We start from the raw sequence: 16,080 nt of genomic DNA, 5'->3' as shown, positions 1-16,080 counted from the left end.
TCCCGCCCTGACGACTCGTCATCATGCAGCAGGCCAGGCCGTCGTCCGCCGGGGCCGCGTGCCGGGCCGCTCAGGCTTCCGAGCTCCCGGACGCCGCGCCCGGATCCGTGTCCGCCTCCGCCTCCGCCTCCACGATGCGGCCGTCGCGCAGTTCCACCACCCGGTCTGCCAGTTCCATCAGGGCCGGGTCATGGGTCGCCACCAGCACCGTGACCCCCTCGCTGCGCACCACCGCGCGCAGCAGCCGCATGATCTGGCGTCCGGTGTCGGAGTCGAGCTGCCCGGTCGGTTCGTCCGCGATGATCAGGTCGGGCTCGTTCGCGAGGGCCCGGGCGAGGGCGACCCGCTGCTGCTGCCCGCCGGAGAGTTCGCCGGGCCGCTGTCCGGTGTGGTCCGAGAGCCCCACGAGAGCGAGCAGGGTCCGGGCGCGCTCCTCGCGCTGCTTGGCCGGAATCCTGCACAGCCGCATCGGGACCCCGACGTTCTCGGCGGCGGTCAGGGCGGGGATCAGGCCGAAGGACTGGAAGACGAACCCGATGCGGTCGCGGCGCAGCGCGAGGCGGCCCTCCTCGTCCAGGCCCGCCAGGTCGGTGCCGTCGAGGGTGATGCTGCCCCCGGTCGGGGCGTCGAGGCCGCCGACCAGGTTCAGCAGGGTGGTCTTGCCGGATCCCGACCGCCCCTTGAGGGCGGTGAGTTCGCCCCGGCGGACCTCGAACGACACGCCGCGCAGCGCGTGGACGGCCTGCGGTCCGGAGCCGAAGCTGCGCCGTACGCCGTCCACGACCACCATCGGCGGCGGCGGCGCGCCGGCGTCCTGCCGCGGGCTCGTCTCCGGCGACTGCCCCTCGCGCGGCTGCGGCTCCGGCGACTCCTGCTGCTGCGTCATCCTGCGGTTCCCCCTGGGATCATTTTCAGCCACCGGTCCCGGTTCGGCCGCCGGGCGTTGTCCGAGACGGCGCCCTTGCGCGCCCACACCCGTCGATTTGTTCATCCAATGCACCTTTCACGCAAGTCCCTTCCGCTATCTGTTCGAATCTGGCAACATCGTCCGCTATCCGGGATCACAGGTCCGGGTGCGGGGGAGGAACAGGCACATGCTCGGCTTCGTCGTGCGCCGACTGCGCGGGCGATTGCCCCTCGCAGCGGCCGTACTGCTCACCGTCCTGATCACCACCACGGTGTTGACCGCGCTCTTCGCGTTCACCCGCGGGGTGGGCGAGGCCGGACTGCGCCAGGCCCTCCAGGGACCCGGCCACGCGCGCAGCACCGTACTCGTCACGGGCGGTCACGCGACGGCCGACCGGGCCAAGGACGACGAGGCCGTACGGGGCTTCGCGCGCAAGCTGTTCGGACCGTTCCCGTCCACCACCGAGAGCGTGGCGCGCAGCCGTTCGTACGGGCTGCCCGGGCTGCGCGCCCAGAGCAAGGACGCCGACCTGACGCTGCTGGCGGCCTTCGCCAAGGAGCGCGTGCGGCTGCTCGCGGGTACGTGGCCGCAGCCCGTGACGGGGCCGGTTTCCGGCCAGGGCAGCCGCGTTCCCGTGGCCGTCCCGAAGGCGGAGCTGGTCCGGCTCGGGCTGACCGAGGACGCGCTGCCGGCCGAGGTGCGCCTCGACGACCGGTACGGCGCCCAGTCGCCTCTGACCGTGCTGGTGACCGGCGTCTACGCGGCGGACGATCCGGACGCCCCGTACTGGAAACTCGATCCGCTCGGCGGCCGTGGCCTCCAGGTCGGCAGTTTCACCACGTACGGCCCGCTGCTCGCCGACGACTCGGTGTTCACCGCCGGCGGGCTCGCGCAGGACAGCCGCGCCGTGCTCCTCACCCCCGACTTCGCCACCGCCGACGTCGAGGGGACCGAGGCGGTCCGGGCACGGGCCACCAAGGCCGCCGAAGCGTTCCAGCGCACCACCGGACTGCACCCGGACACCGAACTCCCCGCACTGCTCGGCGAGTTGGAGTCCGGCCTGACCGTGGCCCGGTCCACGCTGCTGGTCGGCGCCCTGCAACTCGCCGTTCTGGCCGGAGCCGCGCTGCTGCTCGTGTCGCACCTGTTGACGGAACGCCAGGAGGTCGAACGCGTCCTGCTCACGGCCCGCGGCGCCTCCCGCCGCCGGCTCGCCCTCCTCACGGCGGCCCAGTCGCTGCTGCTCGCGCTGCCCGCCGCCGCCCTCGCACCGCTGCTGGCCCTGCCGTTGCTCCGTCTCCTGCGCGGATACGGCTCGCTGGCCCACGTCCCCTTCGGCGTCACCCTCAGCCCGTCGCTCTGGCCGGTCGCGGCGGGCTGCGCCCTCGGGTGCGTCCTCCTGACCACTCTGCCCGTCGCCCTGCGCGGCGCCGCGTCGGCCGCCCTGCGGCGGGCCGGCCGCCGCCAGGCGCTCGTCGCCGGCGCCGCCCGCTCCGGGCTGGACCTGGCGCTGGTGGCGCTGGCCGTACTCGCCTATCAGCAGCTCTCCCGGTACGGCACCGACGGGTCCGGTCCGGCGTCGAGTTCCGCCGGCCCGTCCGCCGCTCCGTCCGGAGCGCTGTTCGGTGTGGACCCCGTGCTGGTCGCCGCCCCGACGCTCGCGCTGTGCGCGGGCACCCTGCTGGTCCTGCGGCTGCTGCCGTTCGCGGCGCGCCTCGGCGCGCGGATCGCCTCCCGCGGCCGGGGCCTCGGTCCGGCGCTCGTCGGCTGGCAGCTCGCCCGGCATCCGCGCCGCGCCACCGGGCCGGTGCTGCTGCTCGTCCTCGCCGTCTCCAGCGGGGTCCTCGCCCTCGGCCAGCACACCGCCTGGTCCGGATCCCAGCGCGACCAGGCCGACTTCACCACCGCCGGAGGCCTGCTGATATCCGGCAGCGATCTGCCCCCGATGGGCCGGGGCGGCCGCTACGGATCACTGCCCGGCGGTGACCGGGTGATCCCGGTGCTGCGGTCGAAGCAGGAGCTGCCCGGCGGGCGCACCGCGCAGGTGATGGCGCTGGACGCGGCGGCCGTCGCCGAACGGGTTCCGCTGCGGTCCGACCTGCGCGACGGGCGTTCCCTGCGCGAGCTGTTCGCACCGCTCGCCTCCGCGTCGGCGGCCGGGGCGACCGCCACTTCCGGCATCCCGCTGCCCGACGTCCCGCAGCGCATCGACCTCACCGTCGCCGTACGGGGTGTGGGCGCGGCCGGCCAGCCGGGGCTGGGCCTGATGCTGCGCGACCGGTTCGGCATCACGTACCGGAGTCCGCTGGCCCAGCTCCCCGAGGACGGCGAGGCCACCGTGTCGGTGAACCTCGGCCCTCTCGTCGGCACCCCGCTCGGCTCGGCCGCCGGGCCGCTGCAGATGACCGGGCTCGTGATCATGTACGACCGGGTGCGCTGGCGCCCCGGCGTCGACGGCCTGGACACCCCTGTCGATCCGAACAAGACGTTCGACGAACTGACCGTACGGAGCCTCGCGGTCTCACAGACCCGCGACGGCGCGGCGGTTGCGGTCGCCCTCCCCGCCTCGGACTGGAAACTCACGGCTCCGCCGCTCAGGAGCGGCGCCCCGGCCGCCGAGCCGCTCCCCTCTTCCGACGCGGGCGCCCCGGCGCTCGCCCGGCTGCGCTACCGCTCGGGCCCCTTCGAGGCCGGCGGCGTACTGGTCACCCTGGCCCCGGCGGCCGCCGCGGAGCCCGAGGTCCCCGGGATCGCCACCCGGGCCTACCTGGCCGCGGTCGGTGGGGCCGTGGGTGACGTGGTGCCCGTCAAGCTGGGCGACGCCACCGTCCCGGTGCGCGTCACCGCGGCGGTCGGCTCGCTGCCGGTCGCCGGGGACACCGCGATCACCGTCGACCTGGCCACGGCGAGCCGGGTACTGGCGGCCGGCGGCCGGGAGCTTCCGGCGCCCGCCGAGTGGTGGATGCCGGCCGCCTCCGCCGACGACCCGGCGCCGGCCCGCGCCGCCGCCGAACTGCGCTCCACCGCGGGCGTCCAGCAGGTCCGGCTGCGCGAGGAGGTGGCGCGGACCCTGCTGGACGACCCGCTCAGCGCGGGGCCGCAGGGAGCGCTCGCCGCGCTCGCGGTGGCCTGCGCGGTGCTGGCGGCGATCGGCTTCGCGGCCTCGGCCGCGGCGGCTTCCCGCGAACGGGCCCGGGAGTCCTCGGTGCTGCTGGCCCTGGGGGCACGCCGGCGGGACCTGGCCCGGACGGCCACGGCCGAGAGCTGCGTGCTCGTCGGCCTGGGCACGGTCGTCGGGCTGGGGCTGGGCGCGGTCATCGTTCATCTCGTGGTGCCGCTGATGGTGCTGACGCCGGCCGCCGAGCGGCCGGTGCCGGAGGTGCTGGTGGACCTGCCCACGGCGCGGACCCTGCTGCTGGCCGCCGCCATCGCCGCGGTGCCGCTGCTGTCGGCGGTCGTCAGCGGCCTGCGTGACCGGAACACCTTGAAGACAGCCGACCGGCTGCGGCACATGGAGGAGATATGACCGGGCCGGCCGCGACGAGCGCCGAGCGGCGCACCCCGGACGGCGCGCGGCCGCCCGGGACCGCCCGGGACGGGGTCCCCCCACGTGCGCTGCCCCCGCCCGCGCCCTGGGTGCGGACCCGGCTGCGCGCGACCCCGCTCGCCACCCTGCTCGGGGCGGCCCTGGCCTTCGTCGCCGTCCTGCTCTCCGCCGCCCTGCCGCGGGCCGAGGACCGGGGCTCCGACCAGGCCCTGCGGTCCTTCCTGACGTCGCGCGGTCCGAGCCCGACGAGCCTGACGGCCACCGCGCCCCTCCACTTCGGGCAGCAGTCCACCAAGGAGCTGGACGAGGTGCTGGCCACCCTGGTCGCCGGTACCGGTCCGCTCTTCCGCGTCGCTCCCAGCGGCCCCGTCCACGGCTCCTCGGCGGACGCGCGGCCGCTCGTCAACCGCGGACTGGCCGCCCCCGACGGCGTACCTCCGCAGCTCGCCCTCTATCACCTGCGCGAGGCCGCCGGACACGTCCGGCTCGTGGAGGGCCGCTGGCCCGGGGCCCCCGAGCCCGGCGGGCCGATCCCCGTCGCGCTCTCGCAGAGCGCCGCACGGTCCATCGGCGCCCGGCTCGGAATGGTGCTGGAGTCCACCGCGTCCGGGCCCGAAGTGCTCCATGCCGAGGTGGTCGGGCTCTACGCCGCGAACGACGAGGCCGACGTCTACTGGACCGATCTCGCCTGCCTGACCGACGCGTGCCTCTCGCGCACCCCCTCCAAACCGCCGCTCACCTACTGGCAGACCGCGGGCCTCATCGGCCCGGAGTCTCTGGACCGGCTCGGCGAATGGGGCGAGGGCAAGGCCCGGGACTTCTGGCGGATCCCGGTCGACACCACGAACCTGCGCGCCGACCAGCTGCCCGACACGGCCGCGGAGATCGCCTCCTACCTGGCCGGACCGACCGCGTCCCGCCTGCGCGGGGAGGCCCGCAAGTCCGATCTGGACATCGCCTCCGGCCTGCCCGAACTGTTCAAACAGGCCGAGGCCCGGCGGCGGGCGGCCGCGCCCCTCGCCGCGATGGGCCCGGCCGGAGTGGCCGGGGTCGCGTTCGTCGTGTTCTGCCTGGCGGCCGCGCTCACCGGCGACCGGCGGGAGTCCGAGCTGCGGCTGCTGCTGGCGCGCGGCGGCTCCCGGGCCGGCATCGTGCGCCGGCTGCTCGCGGAGAGCGCCGTCACGGTCCTGCCGGCCGCCGCCCTGGCGACGGCCCTCGCCGTGGTCCTGCTGCCGACCCCCCGCGTGACGGCCACCGCGCTCGCCGCCTCGGCCGCCACGCTCGTGACCCTGCTGGCCTTCCCCGTACGGGCCGCCGTACTGCTGTCACCGCCGCGCGGGCCCGGCCCGCGGCGTCGTCTGGTCGCCGAGCTGCTCGTGCTCGCCGCCACCGCGGCCGCCGTGTTCGAGGTCCGCTCGCGCGGGATCGCCCCGGCCGGCTCCGGGGTCGACCCGCTGCTGGTCGCCGCCCCGCTGCTGCTCGCGCTCTGCGGCGGCCTGCTGCTGGCCCGGGTCCAGCCCGCCCTGGTCGGGGCACTGGCCCGGGCGGCCGGGCGGGGCCCGGGGCTGATCGGCTTCCTCGGGCTGGCGCGTGCCGCGCGGGGCACCGGGGGCACGTCACGCCCTTCCGTACTCCCGCTGGTGGCACTGCTGCTGGCCGTCACCACCGGCGGCTTCGGCGCCACCGTGCTGACCGCGGTCCGGGACGCGCGGCTCGAGGTGGTCCGTCAGGGCATCGGCGGCGACGCGCAGATCAGCGCGCCCGGCAGCACGCTCCCCGAATCCCTGACGACGGCCGCGGCCGCGCTGCCCGGCGTACGCGCGTCGACGAAGGCGTGGACCGAGGACAACGCCTTCCTGGTCGGCACCAAGCGCGGCAGCACCCAGGTCAGTGTCGTGATCGCGGACCCGGTGGCGTACGCGGAGCTGGCCCGGGCCGTCGGGCGCGGCCCGTTCGACCCGGCCGCGCTCACGGGCGGCGCGCCGGGCGCCCCGGCGCCCTCGGGCACCTCGGCCTCACCGGTACCGGCGCTCGTCAGCGGGGACCTCGCCGCCGAGGACATCTCCTCGTACCTGCTGCGCCTGGACGCAGGCGACGTCCAGGTGAGCGTCGCGGGCGTGATCGACGGCACGCCCGCCCGGCCGGGCGCCAAGTCCACCACGGTGGTGCTGCCGGCCGCTCCGGTCGCGGCCGCCCTGCCCAAGCTGGGGCCGCCCGACCGCTGGTACGCGCTGGGCTCCTTCGACCAGCACCGGCTGGAGGAGCTCGTGCGGGCCGCGGACCCCACGGCGACCACCGAGCTCTACCGTGTCCGCACCAGCTCCGCCGAGGCCGCCGCACTGGGCTCCGACCCGCTGCAGCGCTCGGCCGAGCAGCTGTTCTGGGCCTCCCTGGCCGGCGCGGCCGGCTTCGCGGTGCTGGCGGTCCTGCTGACCCTGGTCCGGGCGGCCCCCGACCGCGCGGCGCTGCTGGCCCGGCTGCGCACCATGGGCCTGCGCCCCCGGCAGGCGGTGCTGCTGATCCTCACGGAGTCGGTGCCCCTGGCACTGGCCGCCGCACTCGGCGGGGCCCTGGCGGCGGCGGGCGCCGCCGCCCTCCTGGGGCCGGCCATGGACATGTCGACCCTGGTCGGCGCCAAGGTGCCGAGCGGCATACGGCTCCTCGCGCGGCCCGTACTGGTCCAGGCGCTGGGTCTGACGGTCCTGGTCGCGGGGGCCGTGCTCGCGGAGGCGGCGATATCCGGCAGGCGACAGATCACTACCGAGTTGAGAGCGGGAGACCAGCGGTGAACCGAGTGGCCCACAGCGACCAGCCCACCTACGAGGAGCTGCGGCAGCAGGCCCTGGCCGCCGCCGAGCCCCGCCGCACCGGCGCGGACACGGCCATCTCCTGCGACCGCCTGGTGCGGATCTTCAGCGCGGACGGCGTGGAGGTACAGGCCCTGCAAGGCCTGGAACTGTCCGTGGACAAGGGCGACTTGATGGCCCTGGTCGGCGCGTCCGGTAGCGGGAAGTCCACGTTGCTGAACATCCTGGCGGGCCTGGACGTGCCCACGGCCGGTTCGGCCAGTGTGGGCGGTTACGACCTGCTGGAGATGTCGGCGCGGGACCGGCTGCGCTACCGGCGCGAGGCGGTGGGCTTCGTCTGGCAGCAGACGGCCCGCAACCTGCTCCCCTTCCTGTCGGCGGCTCAGAACATCGCACTGCCGATGCAGTTGAAGGGCACCAGGCGCGGAGCCGCCAAGCGCCACGCGGTCCGCACCGCGGAGCTCCTCGAGGCCCTGGAGATCGGTGAGCTGGCGGGCCGCCGTCCCGCCGAGCTCTCCGGCGGGCAGCAGCAGCGCGTGGCCATCGCGGTGGCGATGGCCAACGACCCGGCGGTGCTGCTCGCCGACGAGCCGACCGGCGAGCTGGACTCCGAGACGGGCGGGGCGATCTTCGAAGCCTTCCGCACCGTCAACCGGGAGCTCGGCGCCACCGTGGTCATCGTGACCCACGACCCGCTCGTCGCCGGCGAGGTCCGCCGCACGGTGGCGATGCGCGACGGGCGCACGAGCAGCGAGGTGCTGCGGCGTACGGTGACCGACGAGCACGGTGCCGAATCGGTGAGCGAGCGCGAGTACGTGATGCTGGACCGTACGGGCCGGGTGCAGCTCCCCCAGAAGTTCCTGGAAGCCCTGGGCATGGAGCACCGGGTGGCGGTGGACCTCGCCCCGGACCACATCGAACTGCGCCCCGACGGCGCGTCCACCGCGACCCCGGACGACACGACCCCGGACGACAGGGCGCCGGAGGCCGCCGCGGGCTGACCGCCGCCCGCGGTGAACCCGTCCCCGGCCCCCGCGCGGCCCCTCGGCCCGAGCCGGGCACCGGGCGCGCGCTCCGTCCCGCACCGTGGGGGCCGACCGGCGAACCCCCTGGCGCGCGTCACTTCCGTGGCCCGGGTGTCGTTAGGGGCTGGGGGTTGACTCGGGGGGCGAAGGGATGACGGAATGCGGCAGTTTCCTCTGGAGATGCACCACATGGCACCCGGTCGGGTCGTCGAGTGGCGGTTGCGGTCCACGGCGGCGGAGGCCGACGGCCTGGGCGGCGCGGCGGACAGGAGGGCTTCCTTCAACCAGGACAAGCACTTCACCGTCGCCGAGGAGAGCCGCGCGGCCGACGACCCCACCGCTTCGTGGATCGCCGTGACCTTCGAGGTCGCAGGCGTGCTGGACGAGGACGCCCTGACCCGCTCGCTGCTCGCCTTCGTACGCCGCCACGAGGTGCTGCGCTGCGAGTTCCGCCGCCTGGCCGGAGAGCTGGCGTGCGCGCCGATCGCGGCCGACGAACTGCGCCTGGACACCGTGGAGGTGGCCTCCTTCGACCGTACCGAGGAGCTGACCCGCTTCCTCGTCGAGCGGTTCAAGCGGAGCATCGACACCCTGTCCTGGCCACTGTTCACGATGGGCGCCGTGCTCCGCGAGGAGTCCTCGACGGTCTACCTCGCCTTCGACCACATCGTGTGCGACGGCATGTCGATGCCGATCGTGGTCCAGGAGGTGCAGAGCGGGTACGAGGCCCTGCGCCGCGGCGAGCAGCCCGAGGCGGCGCCCGCGCCGAGCTACCTCGACTTCGCCGAGGAGCAGCGCCGCACCTACCTCTCCATCGACGCCGAGGACGAACGGCTCGGCTACTGGAAGGAGTTCATCGCGCGCGGTGGCGAGTTCTTCCCGCGCTTCCCGCTCGAGCTGGGCGTGGAGCCGGGCCGGATGTACTCGATCGTCAACGAAGCCTCTCCCCTGCTGGACGCCGCGGAGGCCGAGGTCTTCGAGAAGGCCTGTCTGGCCGTCGACGGCAAGCCGTTCATGGGTGTGCTCGCCGCCGTCGCGGTCTGCCTGCGCGAGGCCGGCGGGCCGGGCGTCTACCGGGGGTTCATGCCGGTGAGCGAACGCGGCCGGACGGCGTGGACGAACTCGGTGGGGTGGTTCGTCAACACCATGCCCATCGAGTTCGACGCCTCGCCCGGCCGGGACTTCGCGCAGGTCATGGCCTCGGTGCGGGCCGGTTTCACCGAGATGATCGGCCATGTGGACGTGCCGTTCGTACGGGCCTGGGAGCTGCTGGCACCCCGGGAGTTCGCCGCGCGCTCCTGGCCCTACCCGGTGAACTTCTTCTCGTACATCGACATGCGCAAGTGCCCGGGCGCCGAGCGCCACGAGGACTGGCGGCCCACCTCCCACGTCTGGTCGGCCCGGGCCAACGGGGCCTGCTCCTGGTTCCAGCGGGACACGGAGGGGCTGCACATGAACTCGATCTACTCGGACACCCCGGCCGCCCGCCGCACCATGGACGGTTTCCTGGAGGCGCTGCGCGGGACGGTCCAGGAGATCGCCCGGCACGGCTCCTTCCGCCGCCCCATCGCGCTGACGCCGCCGCGCCGGCCGGTGGCGCGCACCCCGCTCGACGTGGCGGCGTTCGTCCGCCGCGGCTGAGCGGGCGCACCCGAGCCGTCGCGCCGGGCCACGGCGAGGGCCTGCGGGGCCGCCGGGGCCGCCACGGTCAGCCGTCCAGATGGGCCGCCCGATCGCGCAGCAGGTCCTGCTCCCGGGCGTTGCGGGTGAGCGAGGCGGCGCGTTCGAACTCCGCGCGGGCTTCCGCCCGGCGGCCGAGCCGCTCCAGCAGGTCGCCCCGTACGCTCGGCAGCAAGTGGTAGGCGCGCAGGGCCGGTTCCGCCGCCAGGGCGTCCACCAGCGGGAGCGCCGCCGCCGGGCCCTGCGCCATGGAGACGGCGACGGCCCGGTTGAGCTCGATCACCGGTGACGGGACGAGGACGACGAGACGGTTGTAGAGCGCGGCGATGGTCGGCCAGTCGGTGTCCTCGTAACGGAGCGCGTCGGCGTGACAGCCGGCGATGGCTGCCTGGAGGGAGTAGGGGCCGGTGCCCGCGCGGTGCAGGGCCTCGACACCGCGCCGGATCAGGAGGCGGTTCCACTTGGACCGGTTCTGGTCGGCGAGCAGCACCGGCTCACCCCCGGGGCCGGTGCGGGTGGCCGTGCGGGAGGCCTGGAACTCCAGCAGCGCCGCCAGTCCGTGCACCTCGGGCTCCTTGGGCATCAGGGCGGCCAGGACCCGGGCGAGGCGCAGGGCGTCCTCACAGAGGGCGGGACGGACGAGGTCGTCCCCGGCGGTCGCGGAGTAGCCCTCGTTGAAGACGAGGTAGATGACTTCCAGCACGGACGCGAGGCGCTGCTCCCGGTCGGCTCCGTAGGGGACCTCGAAGGGCACTGCCGCCTTGGCGAGGGCCCGCTTGGCGCGGACGATGCGCTGGGCGGTCGTGGGCTCGGAGGTGAGGAAGGCGCGGGCGATCTCCTGGGTCGTCAGCCCTCCCACCAGGCGCAGGGTGAGCGCGATCCGGGCCTCCGTGGCGAGCACGGGGTGGCAGGCGGTGAAGATCAGCCGGAGCAGGTCGTCGTCGATGCCCTCGGGGTCCGCGAGCTCGGCCGGCCCGGCGGGGGGCGCCTGGTCCTCCAGGGTGCGGCCGACTTCCGCCAGCTTGCGCGCGTAGACCTCCTTGCGGCGGACGAGGTCGATGGCGCGGTGCTTGGCGGTGGCCATCAGCCAGGCGCCCGGCTTGTCCGGGACACCCGACTGCGGCCACTGTTCCAGTGCGGCGACCAGCGCGTCCTGCGCGAGCTCCTCGGCGATGCCGACGTCACGCACGATCCGGGCCACGCCCGCGATGATCCGCGCGGACTCGATCCTGAACACCGCTTCGACCGCTCGGGTCGTACTCACTGCCGTCACGGCCACCCATCAGAGCAGCCGGGACGGGGCAGGGCAAACGGGGAGGGTGCGGGGCTCAGTTCTCGGCGATCTGGCGGAGCTCGGCGCCGACCGTCCACTGCTCGGGGTGGATCTCGAGGAACCGCTTGGTCCACTCGAGCGCCTCGTCCTTGTCCTTGCACTGCATGAGGGCGTAGCCGCCGACGACCTCCTTGGTCTCGGTGAAGGGGCCGTCGGTGTAGCTGAGCTTGCCGCCGGACCAGGTGACCCTGGTCCCCTCGGAGGTGGGGAGCAGGCCGGCCGTGTCGAGCATGACCCCCGCCTTGGTGATCTCCTCCATCAGCGCGCCCATGCGCTGTTCGAAGTCGGCGGGGAAGGGGGTGTCGGGGGTGAGGCCCTGCTCGTCGATGCGGATCATCGAAAGGAAGCGCGGCATGGTGACTCCTCGGTCGGGAGGGCGGGGGCTTTCTCCGCCTCTCACCCCTGCGTCGAACGGGAGACGTCCGGATCGACAGCTCCCCGGGAATTCTTCAGAACATCTTCCGGGACCGCCAACCGGAGGGGTCACATACGCACCCGCTGGCCACCGCGGCCTTCTTCGCCGGCGTGTTCCCCGCGAACGTGAAGATGGCCGTCGAAGCCCGGCGCCGCTCCCCCGCCGTGCGGGCGGCGACGATCGGCAGGCTGCCGCTCCACATCCCGCTGGTGCTGTGGGCCCGCAGCGTGAGCCGGGGAGCGCCGGGCCGCTGACGTCAGCGGCTGTCGCCCGTCCAGTCCCAGTGGGCGGGATCGTCCGCACGGCGGCTGTAGTGGGTCCGGCCGCCCGGTCCGTAGCGCCCTATCTCGGTCGGGAGGCGCGCCTCCTCGGCGAGCTGCGCGCCGCTCCAGCCCGTGACGTCGAGCAGCAGCCCGTCGAGCGGGCCGCCGACGAGCTCGCCGTAGTCGTGCCCCGCGAGCGGACCCGGGTCGGGGTCTTCGTGATCGGCGCCGTAGACCCGGCGCCTGAGCATCCTGTCGTCCATACCGCTCAGCTTCACAGACGGCACTGACAACGCACGGGCCGGACGGCGGCGGGGGCACCCACCCCGACCGACCGGCGATGATGGGAGCCACCTTCCGGATCGCACGGCACACGGAGCGGAGCACCATCCATGGCACGTCTGGTACACCAGCCGCTGGAGGACCAGGAGTTCGACTTCATCCTCGGCATGACGGACGGGCCGGTGCTCGCGTACTTCTGCGGCAGCTGGCCGAAGGCGGTCGCGGCCTGTCGTGCGATGGACGCGGTCGTCGCCGAGCTGGCCCAGGAGTACGGGACCCGGCTGACGGCCGTCCGCACGGACATCACCCGCTGCCCCGGGCAGACCAAGCGCTTCGAGGTGACCGGCGCCCCGACCGCCGTCCTCGTCAAGGACGGCCGGGCGGTGGCCACCCATGCCGGACCGATGACGACGACGGAGCTCCGGGCGTTCCTGGACGCGCACGCCTGACCCCGACAGCCGCTACGCCGTTCAGGCGAAGGCAAGCAATCTGGCCGAAAGTCACATGGATCGGATAGGTGCCTGAGGCATGTAATAGAGGTCGGCGAAGACGGAACCATCGCGTGCGAGGTGCTGTATGTCCGAGAAGACCGTTGCCTTCCCCCAGGACCGGACCTGTCCCTACCACCCGCCGGCGGCGTACGAGCCGCTGCGGACCGGTCGCCCGCTCTCGCGGGTCACCCTCTTCGACGGCCGCTCGGTGTGGGTGGTCTCCGGGCACGCCGAGGCGCGCGCCCTCCTCTCCGACGGCCGGCTCTCCGCCGACCGCCAGAACTCCGCGTTCCCCACCCCCACCCCGCGGCTCAAGGGGCTTCAGGACCGCCGCACCGCCCTGCTCGGCCTCGACGACCCCGAGCACAACGTCCAGCGCCGGATGCTCATCCCGAGCTTCTCGCTGAAGCGGACCGCCGCCCTGCGGCCCCGGATCCAGGAGACCGTGGACCGGCTGATCGACGAGATGGTGGCGGCCGGTCCGTCCGCGGAGCTGGTCGGCGCCTTCGCCCTGCCCGTGCCCTCGACGGTGATCTGCGCGCTGCTCGGAGTCCCGTACGAGGACCACGAGTTCTTCGAGGGCCAGTCCCGGCGGCTGCTGCGCGGCCCCGGACCCGCCGACGTGGAGGACGCCCGCGACCAGCTGAACGGTTATCTGCGCGAGCTCGTCGCCCACAAGCGCGAGCACCCCGGCGACGGCCTCCTGGACGAACTGGTCGCCCAGCGTCTGGAAACCGGTGAGACCGACGTGGAGGAGCTGGTCGCGCTGGCCGCGATCCTGTTGATCGCCGGCCACGAGACCACGGCCAACATGATCTCACTCGGTGCGTTCACCCTGCTCAACCACCCCGAGCAACTGGCCGAGCTGCGCGCCGACCCGGCCCTGATCTCGACGGCGGTGGAGGAGCTGATGCGGTTCCTGTCGATCGCGGACTTCATGCTGCGCGTGGCCACGCAGGACATCGAGATCGGCGGGGTGACCGTGCGCGCCGACGACGGGGTGATCTTCTCCACCTCCGTCATCAACCGTGACGAGGCCGTCTTCGCGCGGCCCGACTCCCTGGACTGGCACCGGCCCGCCCGGCATCACCTGGCCTTCGGTTTCGGCATCCACCAGTGTCTGGGGCCAGAACCTGGCCCGCGCCGAGATGGAGATCGCGCTCGGCACCCTGTTCGAGCGGCTGCCGGGGCTGCGGCTGGCGGCCGTCCCGGACCTGATCCCCTTCAAACCCGGGGACACCATCCAGGGCATGGTCGAGCTCCCGGTGGCGTGGTGAGCGGCGCGATGAAGCCATTGGGCATCTCCATCGACACGGACGTCTGCATCGGCGCCGGCCAGTGCGCCCTGACCGCCCCCGGGGTGTTCACGCAGGACGACGACGGGTTCGGCGCGCTCGTGCCGGGCCGCGAGGACGGCGGCGGCAGCCCGCTGCTGCGGGAGGCGGCCCGCGCGTGTCCGGTGTCGGCGATCAGCATCGAGGAGGCTTCTTAGCCCCTCCGCCTCCGGCCCGCCCCGGCCGGAGGCGGCGGGATCCAGCCGGGGCCGACCGGGCGTCCTCGCGGACCTCGGCGATGACGCCCGGCGCGTACGGGCGGCCGTCGCCCTGCGCGAGCCCGGGCTCCTCCCGTACGCCCCGCCCCGCGGCGGCGGCCTCGGCGAGCAGCCGCTCGTACTCCTCGCGCAGGCGGTCGGGGTCGTCACCGGGGATCTTCACCCAACGGATGACGGCGGGCAGGGTCAGCTGCGGCGACGACGAAGGCGATCAGCAGCCGAGCTTTTCGAGTCGCCCGGGGCCCGGCCCGCCCGGCCGGTCCGGCCTCTACCGGGCCGCGGGCAACAGGGCGACCGCGTCCCGCTCCAGGGCCAGCGCCCCGTCCACCAGGTCCGCGCACGCGTCGAAGAACGCCCTCCGCCCCTCGGCGTCCGTCCCGGAGCCGGTCGTCCGGGCCAGCTCCGCGAGCTGCGACCACTGCCGCCCGGAAGCCCGGAACAGCTCGGCCGCCTCGGCGTACCCGGCCAGGTCGAGGAAGTCCGCGTAGAGGGGCCGGGTGGCGCCCGGAGCCGTCCCTTCCTCCTCGAGGCAGGAGTAGAGGCGCCCCGCGCCGACCGCGAAGGTCTCGGGGGTGGCGAACCGCTGTTCCCAGCCCGTCCTGGTACGGGTGTCGCGCAGCTGCGCGGCGAGCTTCTCCATGCCGGTGAAGCCGAAGTTGACGTCGAAGCGGTTCCCCAGCACCGGCCCGGTGAGGCGGGAGACCGTCGCGGCGATGGCCGCGTCCAGGTCCGGCTCGCCCGCCGGCTTCCCGGTGGTCACCACCATCTGGTGGCGGCCCTCCTTGTGCCCGGACCAGGCGGCGCCGAACTCCTCGCGGCCGATCGCGTACGGGGTATCGGCCCCGTCCTCGACGTAGAAGGTGTCGCCCTCGTAGCCGACGACGACCACCACGTACGGATCGGCGGAGGCCAGTTCGGCCATCGCGGCGGGCGGGTGCCAGGGCAGCCCGGACCGGTTGACGGTGCAGAACACGGGGGCGCCGGCGTCGAGCGCGGCCTCCACGCGGTTCCAGCGGGGCTTGGCGCTGCGCGTGGCCTCGTAGGGGATGTGCAGGCGGCCGAGGGCCACCTGCACCCAGGGGTCGGGGTGGGCCTGGGCGACGATCGTCGGCGTCGGCGGGTGGCCGGCGTACTCGAAGACGAAGTACATGAAGCCGATCCCGCCGGCCAGGCCCGCGACCAGCGCCTCGTCGTGCACGCTGCCGAGCGCGTGCCGGATCAGCGAGGCCTCGCGGTGGCGTCCGGTGCCGAAGTCTTCATATACGAGCGCAGTCATGCGGTCAGGGTATCCGCGTCGGGGGCGGCGGACCGCGACCACACTTCCTGTACAGTTGTCCAGGAAGTCGGATGGACCGGTCTTCGCCCGACCCGCCCCCAGGGAGGTGGCCGTGGACACGGTCGCATCGATCCTCATCGGCCTCGTCGCCGCTCTGCACGCGTACATCATGGTTCTGGAGATGTTCCTGTGGCAGCGGCCGCCCGGCCGGTCCCTGTCCGGCTTCGACGCCGAGACCGCGCGCCTGACCGCTCCGCTCGCCGCCAACCAGGGCCTCTACAACGGCTTCCTCGCCGCGGGCCTGGTCTGGTCGCTCGTCATCGACTCGCTCGCCACGCAGATCTTCTTCCTCGCCTGCGTGATCGTCGCCGGGGTGTACGGGGCGGCGACGGCCAACCGGCGGATCCTGATCGCCCAGGCCCTGCCCGGTGCCCTCGCCCTGGGCGCGGCGCTCCTCGCCGCGTGACGTCCGCCCTGCCGGGCGCGACGCCGGGTCCCGGAC

At 74.3% G+C, this 16,080-nt stretch carries 14 protein-coding genes and 1 pseudogene; 9 read left to right on the top strand and 6 right to left on the bottom strand.

Translation table 11 applies throughout. The annotated features are described in order from the left end of the window. Positions 1-70: 70 nt before the first annotated feature. A complete protein-coding gene (locus tag ABZY44_RS07560; RefSeq protein ID WP_356651038.1) occupies positions 71-790 on the bottom strand; it encodes an ABC transporter ATP-binding protein in 720 nt (239 codons plus the stop codon). Positions 791-1,094: 304 nt separating this feature from the next. On the opposite strand from ABZY44_RS07560, the gene ABZY44_RS07555 reads away from it, so the two are divergent. The 4 genes from ABZY44_RS07555 to ABZY44_RS07540 all read left to right on the top strand — a co-directional run bounded on the left by ABZY44_RS07555 (position 1,095) and on the right by ABZY44_RS07540 (position 9,927). After that, a complete protein-coding gene (locus tag ABZY44_RS07555; protein ID WP_356650923.1) occupies positions 1,095-4,433 on the top strand; it encodes an FtsX-like permease family protein in 3,339 nt (1,112 codons plus the stop codon). Then, complete coding sequence (locus tag ABZY44_RS07550; RefSeq protein WP_356650921.1) at positions 4,430-7,243, top strand: hypothetical protein; 2,814 nt, start codon at positions 4,430-4,432, stop codon at positions 7,241-7,243. Before ABZY44_RS07555 ends, ABZY44_RS07550 begins: the two co-directional genes overlap by 4 nt. A 38-nt stretch (positions 7,244-7,281) precedes the next feature. Further along, on the top strand, positions 7,282-8,262 hold the full coding sequence (locus tag ABZY44_RS07545) for an ABC transporter ATP-binding protein (protein WP_356651036.1): 981 nt from the start codon (positions 7,282-7,284) through the stop codon (positions 8,260-8,262). A gap of 183 nt (positions 8,263-8,445) precedes the next feature. Continuing rightward, on the top strand, positions 8,446-9,927 hold the full coding sequence (locus ABZY44_RS07540) for a condensation domain-containing protein (RefSeq protein WP_356650919.1): 1,482 nt from the start codon (positions 8,446-8,448) through the stop codon (positions 9,925-9,927). A gap of 67 nt (positions 9,928-9,994) precedes the next feature. Here ABZY44_RS07540 and ABZY44_RS07535 read toward each other — a convergent pair whose 3' ends face one another. Together ABZY44_RS07535 and ABZY44_RS07530 are read right to left on the bottom strand one after the other, a co-directional pair. After that, entirely contained in the window at positions 9,995-11,230 is a 1,236-nt protein-coding gene (locus ABZY44_RS07535; protein WP_356650917.1) for an RNA polymerase sigma factor, read from the bottom strand. A gap of 64 nt (positions 11,231-11,294) precedes the next feature. After that, positions 11,295-11,654: a YciI family protein gene (locus ABZY44_RS07530; RefSeq protein WP_356650915.1), complete on the bottom strand. Its 360-nt coding sequence runs from the start codon at positions 11,652-11,654 to the stop codon at positions 11,295-11,297. A gap of 170 nt (positions 11,655-11,824) precedes the next feature. Here ABZY44_RS07530 and ABZY44_RS07525 point away from each other — a divergent pair, with 170 nt between their 5' ends. After that, positions 11,825-11,968, top strand: coding sequence for a hypothetical protein (locus ABZY44_RS07525; RefSeq protein ID WP_356650913.1), 144 nt, complete (start codon positions 11,825-11,827; stop codon positions 11,966-11,968). A 2-nt stretch (positions 11,969-11,970) separates the two neighbouring features. Here the strand turns inward: ABZY44_RS07525 and ABZY44_RS07520 are convergent, their stop codons facing one another. Beyond that, on the bottom strand, positions 11,971-12,240 hold the full coding sequence (locus ABZY44_RS07520) for a hypothetical protein (RefSeq protein WP_356650911.1): 270 nt from the start codon (positions 12,238-12,240) through the stop codon (positions 11,971-11,973). Between the two features lie 129 nt (positions 12,241-12,369). Between ABZY44_RS07520 and ABZY44_RS07515 the strand changes: the two genes are divergently transcribed. The 3 genes and pseudogenes from ABZY44_RS07515 (at position 12,370) to ABZY44_RS07505 (ending at position 14,242) form a co-directional block, all read left to right on the top strand. After that, entirely contained in the window at positions 12,370-12,708 is a 339-nt protein-coding gene (locus tag ABZY44_RS07515; protein ID WP_356650909.1) for a thioredoxin domain-containing protein, read from the top strand. Positions 12,709-12,835: 127 nt separating this feature from the next. After that, a pseudogene (locus ABZY44_RS07510) lies at positions 12,836-14,027 on the top strand (cytochrome P450). An 8-nt stretch (positions 14,028-14,035) separates the two neighbouring features. Continuing rightward, a complete protein-coding gene (locus ABZY44_RS07505) occupies positions 14,036-14,242 on the top strand; it encodes a ferredoxin (protein ID WP_356650907.1) in 207 nt (68 codons plus the stop codon). On the opposite strand, the gene ABZY44_RS07500 is transcribed toward ABZY44_RS07505, so the two are convergent. Together ABZY44_RS07500 and ABZY44_RS07495 are read right to left on the bottom strand one after the other, a co-directional pair. Then, entirely contained in the window at positions 14,220-14,465 is a 246-nt protein-coding gene (locus tag ABZY44_RS07500) for a hypothetical protein (RefSeq protein ID WP_356650905.1), read from the bottom strand. The genes ABZY44_RS07505 and ABZY44_RS07500 overlap by 23 nt on opposite strands. A 105-nt stretch (positions 14,466-14,570) precedes the next feature. Continuing rightward, the gene (locus ABZY44_RS07495) at positions 14,571-15,578 is read right to left on the bottom strand and encodes a DUF4872 domain-containing protein (protein ID WP_356650903.1); all 1,008 of its coding nucleotides are present in this window, start codon (positions 15,576-15,578) and stop codon (positions 14,571-14,573) included. Positions 15,579-15,690: 112 nt separating this feature from the next. On the opposite strand from ABZY44_RS07495, the gene ABZY44_RS07490 reads away from it, so the two are divergent. Continuing rightward, a complete protein-coding gene (locus ABZY44_RS07490) occupies positions 15,691-16,044 on the top strand; it encodes a DUF1304 domain-containing protein (RefSeq protein WP_356650901.1) in 354 nt (117 codons plus the stop codon). Positions 16,045-16,080 lie beyond the last annotated feature (36 nt).

The organism is Streptomyces sp. NPDC006544 (genome assembly GCF_040611715.1).
GTDB lineage: Bacteria > Actinomycetota > Actinomycetes > Streptomycetales > Streptomycetaceae > Streptomyces.
This window is presented reverse-complemented; position numbering and strand designations above follow the sequence as displayed.